The organism is Henriciella sp. (assembly GCF_049649345.1).
In the GTDB taxonomy this organism is placed as follows: domain Bacteria; phylum Pseudomonadota; class Alphaproteobacteria; order Caulobacterales; family Hyphomonadaceae; genus Henriciella.
Genome location: NZ_JBARZC010000092.1, coordinates 1 through 5,012, shown reverse-complemented (window position 1 = coordinate 5,012; position 5,012 = coordinate 1). Strand labels below are relative to the sequence as shown.

At 60.6% G+C, this 5,012-nt stretch carries 5 protein-coding genes; 1 reads left to right on the top strand and 4 read right to left on the bottom strand.

Annotation, left to right across the window (positions count from 1 at the left end):
* A partial coding sequence (locus WA989_RS02310) for a 2-hydroxychromene-2-carboxylate isomerase (RefSeq protein WP_424338913.1) occupies nt 1-756 on the top strand: 756 nt, incomplete at its 5' end.
* Here WA989_RS02310 and WA989_RS02305 read toward each other — a convergent pair.
* From WA989_RS02305 to WA989_RS02290, 4 genes are all read right to left on the bottom strand, one after another.
* Complete coding sequence (locus tag WA989_RS02305; RefSeq protein ID WP_424338912.1) at nt 753-1,646, bottom strand: hypothetical protein; 894 nt, start codon at nt 1,644-1,646, stop codon at nt 753-755. The genes WA989_RS02310 and WA989_RS02305 overlap by 4 nt on opposite strands.
* A gap of 67 nt (nt 1,647-1,713) precedes the next feature.
* Nucleotides 1,714-3,570 carry an AMP-binding protein gene (locus tag WA989_RS02300; RefSeq protein ID WP_424338911.1) on the bottom strand — a complete coding sequence of 619 codons (1,857 nt, stop codon included), beginning with the start codon at nt 3,568-3,570 and terminating at the stop codon, nt 1,714-1,716.
* 115 nt (nt 3,571-3,685) lie between these two features.
* Nucleotides 3,686-4,429, bottom strand: coding sequence for an HAD family hydrolase (locus tag WA989_RS02295; RefSeq protein WP_424338910.1), 744 nt, complete (start codon nt 4,427-4,429; stop codon nt 3,686-3,688).
* On the bottom strand, nt 4,426-5,012 hold a 587-nt coding region (locus tag WA989_RS02290; RefSeq protein ID WP_424338909.1), incomplete at its 5' end, for an aminotransferase class IV. The genes WA989_RS02290 and WA989_RS02295, both read right to left, overlap by 4 nt.

Genomic DNA, 5,012 nt, shown 5'->3' with positions numbered 1-5,012 from the left:
CGCGAATGGTTTCATCCAGTGCCATCTCTCCTAGATGCATCTTCCAGATGGCATTTTGAAGACATGATTTCGGTGGCCTTCATGCGGCCTTTGGGCCACGGTCCGGATATGGCTATTGTCGACGTCTTCTGGTCCTTTCGCTCTCCCTATTCCTACCTGGCGACCCGCCGCCTGAGAGACCTTGCAGACAAGTGGGATGTCGAGGTTCGCCCGCGGCCTGTCTATCCCATCGCGATCCGCACGCCTGACTTCTTCGCCACCATCCGCCCGCAATGGACGCCCTATCTGCTGCGCGACATTTTCCGCCTGTCCCAATATCTCGGTCTGCCCATGGGACGCCCGGATCCTGATCCGGTGGTCATGAATATGGCGACGCGCGAGATTTCAGACGACCAGCCGCATATTGGGCGACTGACGCGGCTCGGTGTGCTCGCCTGCGAGACGGGCAATGCTGAAGGCTGGGCGTTTCTCGACGAGGTCTCGACCCTGATCTGGTCGGGCGCGCCCTGGACGGAAGGCGACCAGCTCAAACAGGCGGCTCAGCGCGCCGGGTTCGATCTCGATGATCTCGACCGGCGCCAGTCGGACGAGAAAGACCGGCTCGAAGCGGTCATCGAGGCCAATCAGGACGAGCAGGAGCCTTATCACTGGGGCGTGCCGCTAATGGTTTATGAGGAAGAGGCCTTCTTTGGCCAGGACCGGCTCGATTTACTGGAATGGCGGCTGAAGCAGTCGGGCATCAAGCGCAAAGCCTAATAGGCATAGCGGTAAAACATCCGCTCGATGCCGTCGCGGTCTACCTGCCTCCAGAGCTCGCCCCAGAGGCGGCCTTTTGTATCCTCCGGCAGCGCATCGACCTTGCGGATGATGCTGACACCAAGATCGCAAAAATTGACGTCCCGCATCGCCTCGTCCATCTGCGCGCGGCTGGTGCCCTCCAGGGTCAACAGCTTCATGATCTGCGGATCGGTCATCAGGCTGAAGGCGAGTGTCTGGGCGGCCCGCTCGTCTGCCGACGTCAACCGGCTGTAATTGCGGGGATTGGCGCGTGCAGCGCGGATGGCATCGAGGATGACCCCGTTCATCTCAAGGCCGTAATTGTAGAGCCCGGCGCCATGGCCGACACGGTCGAAGGCCGCCGCATAGAGCTGTTGATCGGACAGGCTGGCAAACGTGATGAGGTCAGAACCCTTGCAATAGGGCGCGCCAGAGCTCGACAGGTCATTCAGGCCTTCGACCGAAAGATCGAGAATCTGATTGAAATAACGCACATCGGCCTTGGCGAGGCGGTCAATACTGCCCGCAATCTCCTGGTGACCGGCCTGCAGCACGAGCAAACCAAGCTCGACCTTGTCTGCGCCGCGCGCGCTTGCGCGCTCGAGCGTCCGCTCAAGATCTGTCGCGGCGGAGGGAAATGTCGCCCGTAGCTTCTGGATATAGTCCAGCGTGGGCTGGTCGTCGAATGCTGCCGCAAGGGAGGTGCTAGCCGGGGTCTCAGCCATGCCCGGAACTTCGGATTTGCCCGGCCCGGTCAGCGATGGGAAGAAGAGGACGCCGAAAAAGAGGGCGCTCACAAGGGCGATGGTCAGCAGTCCGAAGACCAGACCACCCCCCGATTTTTCGCTGACATTGCGAGCGTCAAACATGCCCCCGATCCTCCCGGACCCTACTTAATCTGGGTTAAAGTTACCGGAATTTACTGACATTCCGTTATCAGGGTTCAACAACCCCCGGCCCTGGCGGTTCCGAATAGAGCGCCTGAACGAGGTTATCGCGCCGGTCGATGACGCATCTCTGATTGACATAACCCTTGTCGGTGATTTCGCCAGCATCGATCGACGGGGGTTCTGTCATGACATGAAAGCGCTTGATCCGGCGTGATGAGCCTTTCTCGCTCGCATTGAAGGCGCGGACCTTCTCAGTGAGGTCACTGACTAGCGCCATATAGGCTTTCTGGCCATCGCCTTCGGCCTTCTGGACATAGGACATGAAGGTCGCCTGCGCGGGCCAGAAGAGCGCGCTTGCATAATCCTTGTCCTGCCCGGCAATAACCGCATCGAAGACGAGGGGCGAACAGGCTGCGACGAGATCGGGCCGCAGCGTTCCGACGCTGACCCAGGTGCCGGTCGAGAGTTTGAAGTCCTCGCCGACGCGGCCGTCGAATATGATGCCTTTATTGGGGTCATTTTCATCGACCATGATCGCTGCATCGCCGAGCCTGTAAAAGCCTTCCTCGTCGAAGACTTCCGCGTTCTTTTCCGGCATGTCGACATACCCTGTCATCACGGACGGGCCTTTGACGCGGACTTCCAGCTTGGCGCCGTTCGGCACGAGCTTAAGCGTCATGCCGGGCAGGGGCAGGCCGATCAGGCCGACCCGCTCGACCACCCAGTGAACCACCGTTATGCCTTGGGTCTCGGTTGCGCCATACATGGTGACGATCGGGATACGTTTGCCGGTTGCCTTGATCGACAGCGCCTGGAGCCGGTCGTAAAGGTCATCGGACAGCGTTGCGCCGCCATAACCGATCGACTTCATGTTCTTGAAGAAGGCTTTCAGCAACTCGTCATCCTGCTCCATCGCATCGGCGAGCATGGAGAGGGCGATTGGCGCCGTTCCGAAAGTGGAAGGGCTGACATCGCGGATATTGCGGATCGTCTCCTTGAACAGGTCCGGCGTCGGCTTGCCGCCATCAATCCAGAAGGTCGCCCCGTTCCACAGCGCGCCATTGAAGTTCACATTGGAGCCGGAAATATGGTTCCAGGGCAGCCAGTCGAGGACATTGTGGACCGCGTCCGGATCGTAATCCGGGTCCCGTCCATTGTCGCGCAGGCCTTCTGTGCCGGCGATCATCGAACACATCATGCCCTGTGTGGTGGGGACCGGCTTGGGCATGCCCGTCGAGCCTGATGTGAACAGGTATTTCGCCACCGTGTCGTCAGTGAGCTTCGCCATGGCATCAGCAACGGCGCCGGTCGGGTCTGTCTTCAGCAGTTCATCAAAGGCCTGAATTTCGTTGGTCGCGCCCGTCTTGGCAAAGACAGCGCATCCATGATCGCCAAGCGCATCGAGCGCCGGTTTAAAGGCGGCGACGTCCTGGACGAAAATAGCCTTGGGTTCGACCGCGCTGAAACAATGCTTCAGCTTGCCGAAATCATTCGACATCGTGGAATAGGGCACCGAGATCGGCGCGACCGGTGCGCCCATTTTCTGCGCCGCCACGATCACCAGCGCACTTTCAATCGTGTTGCCGGAAAGAATCATCACCGGCGCATCAGGTCCGGCGCCCATATCGATAAAGGATTGCGCGAGCGCGTCTGTGTAGCGCTTGCCCTCGCCATAGGTGACGGTGCGCCACGCATCGGTTTGCGGGTCGCGCTGGCGCAGCCATGGCCGGTCAGGCGCTTCTGCCGCCCAGTCATCGAGACAATGGGGAATGGTCTTGGGCCGGTCACCGGGCTCCTGGCGCGGCGTCAGATAGATTGTGCCGTCGGGCTTGCGGACCATTTCGATGTCCGGATCCTTTTGCGGCAGCGGCTTGAATGGCGGCAGCGACTGTCCGTCAGCCATGCGTCTCTCCCATGAATGTCTGCTTTTGTTGTCTGCTCTGCAGTCTATACGCGTGCTCAGCCCTGCCAAGAGAAACCGGAACATGCCCCCGCGTCACGACATGCTTCAGCCGGGACTAGGCGGGCGTGGGTTTCAGGCGATGCGCGGCAATCACCTCATGCGACTCCAGGGCCTGTTCAGCCAGGTCCATGAGCTCGGATGGCAGCCCCATGATGTGAGCGCGCGGTTCGCCAAACCCCGTCGACTGCCACACCGCGTCATACCAATGCGGCGCCCATGCGCCATCTTCCGGCTTCGGACCAGCCTCCCAGGACAGCATCGCGTCGGTGTACGGAATGCCGACAGCACGGCACAGCGCCCGCAGTATAGCCGGGGGGTCGGCGAGGATATCGTCTGAATCCACAACGGGCGGCGCTTCGCCGAGCGACTGGCACACCTGGTCAAAGAGCTCTGCCTGCTGGGGCACGCCGATCACGTCTAGGTTCACCGTCTCCATCTTGCGCGCATACGAAGCGAGTACGCGCGTCGGATGCCGGATGAGAAACACATTGGTGACCTTCGACATCCAGTCACGCGGGATGGCTGGGTCCATGTGGTGGGTCATATGCTTCTGATAGAAGACCGATTTGCCGCTAGGCACAGGGCCGAGAAGCTGTTCTGCAACCTCAGCGCCGTCATGGGGCTGGGTGGCCAGGATGTTGTCCTGCATCGGATGAAGAAGGCCGCTCGCAACCAGATAGGCTGCATAGAAAGGTTCATCCACGCAGGCCGTATCCGGCCGGGCTCCGAAGCTACGCATCATCGTGGTCGACAGATTGCGCGGGCCCGACCACATGGCAATGCGAACCGGCTCGCTCATCTGATTGGCGTAAGGCTCTTGGCGACGAGGTCCTGATAAAGCCCGGTTATGCGGTGCGCCATCGGCCCGCCTACCTGCTCGATCTGGCGGCCGTCGACTTCGCGCACGGGCGTCACGCCCGCAAATGTGCCGGTCACGAAGGCCTCGTCCGCCGAATAGACATCGAACAGCGAAAAGCGCTTTTCGTGCACAGGAATGCCTGCCTCGTGGCACACGCGGATGATGTTGCCGCGCGTGATCCCGCCAAGGCAATAGTCCAGCGGCGAGGTCCAGACCTCGCCGTCGCGCACGATGAAGAAATGGGTGGAATTGCAGGTGGCGACGAAGCCGTCCGCGTCCAGCATGAGGCCTTCGTCTGCGCCCGCCTTGTCGGCCTGGATGCAGGCGAGGATGCAGTTGAGCTTGGAATGGGAGTTGAGCTTCTGGTCCTGCTCTGCGGGGCCCGTGCGGCGGACATGCACGGTGAACAGAGAGAGGCCCTTGGCTACAATTTCAGGAACGGGCTGCTTGTATTCCGGAATGATAACAATGGTCGGCTTGGTGATGGTAAAGCGCGGGCCTTGATAGGGCGTCTTCTTGATCC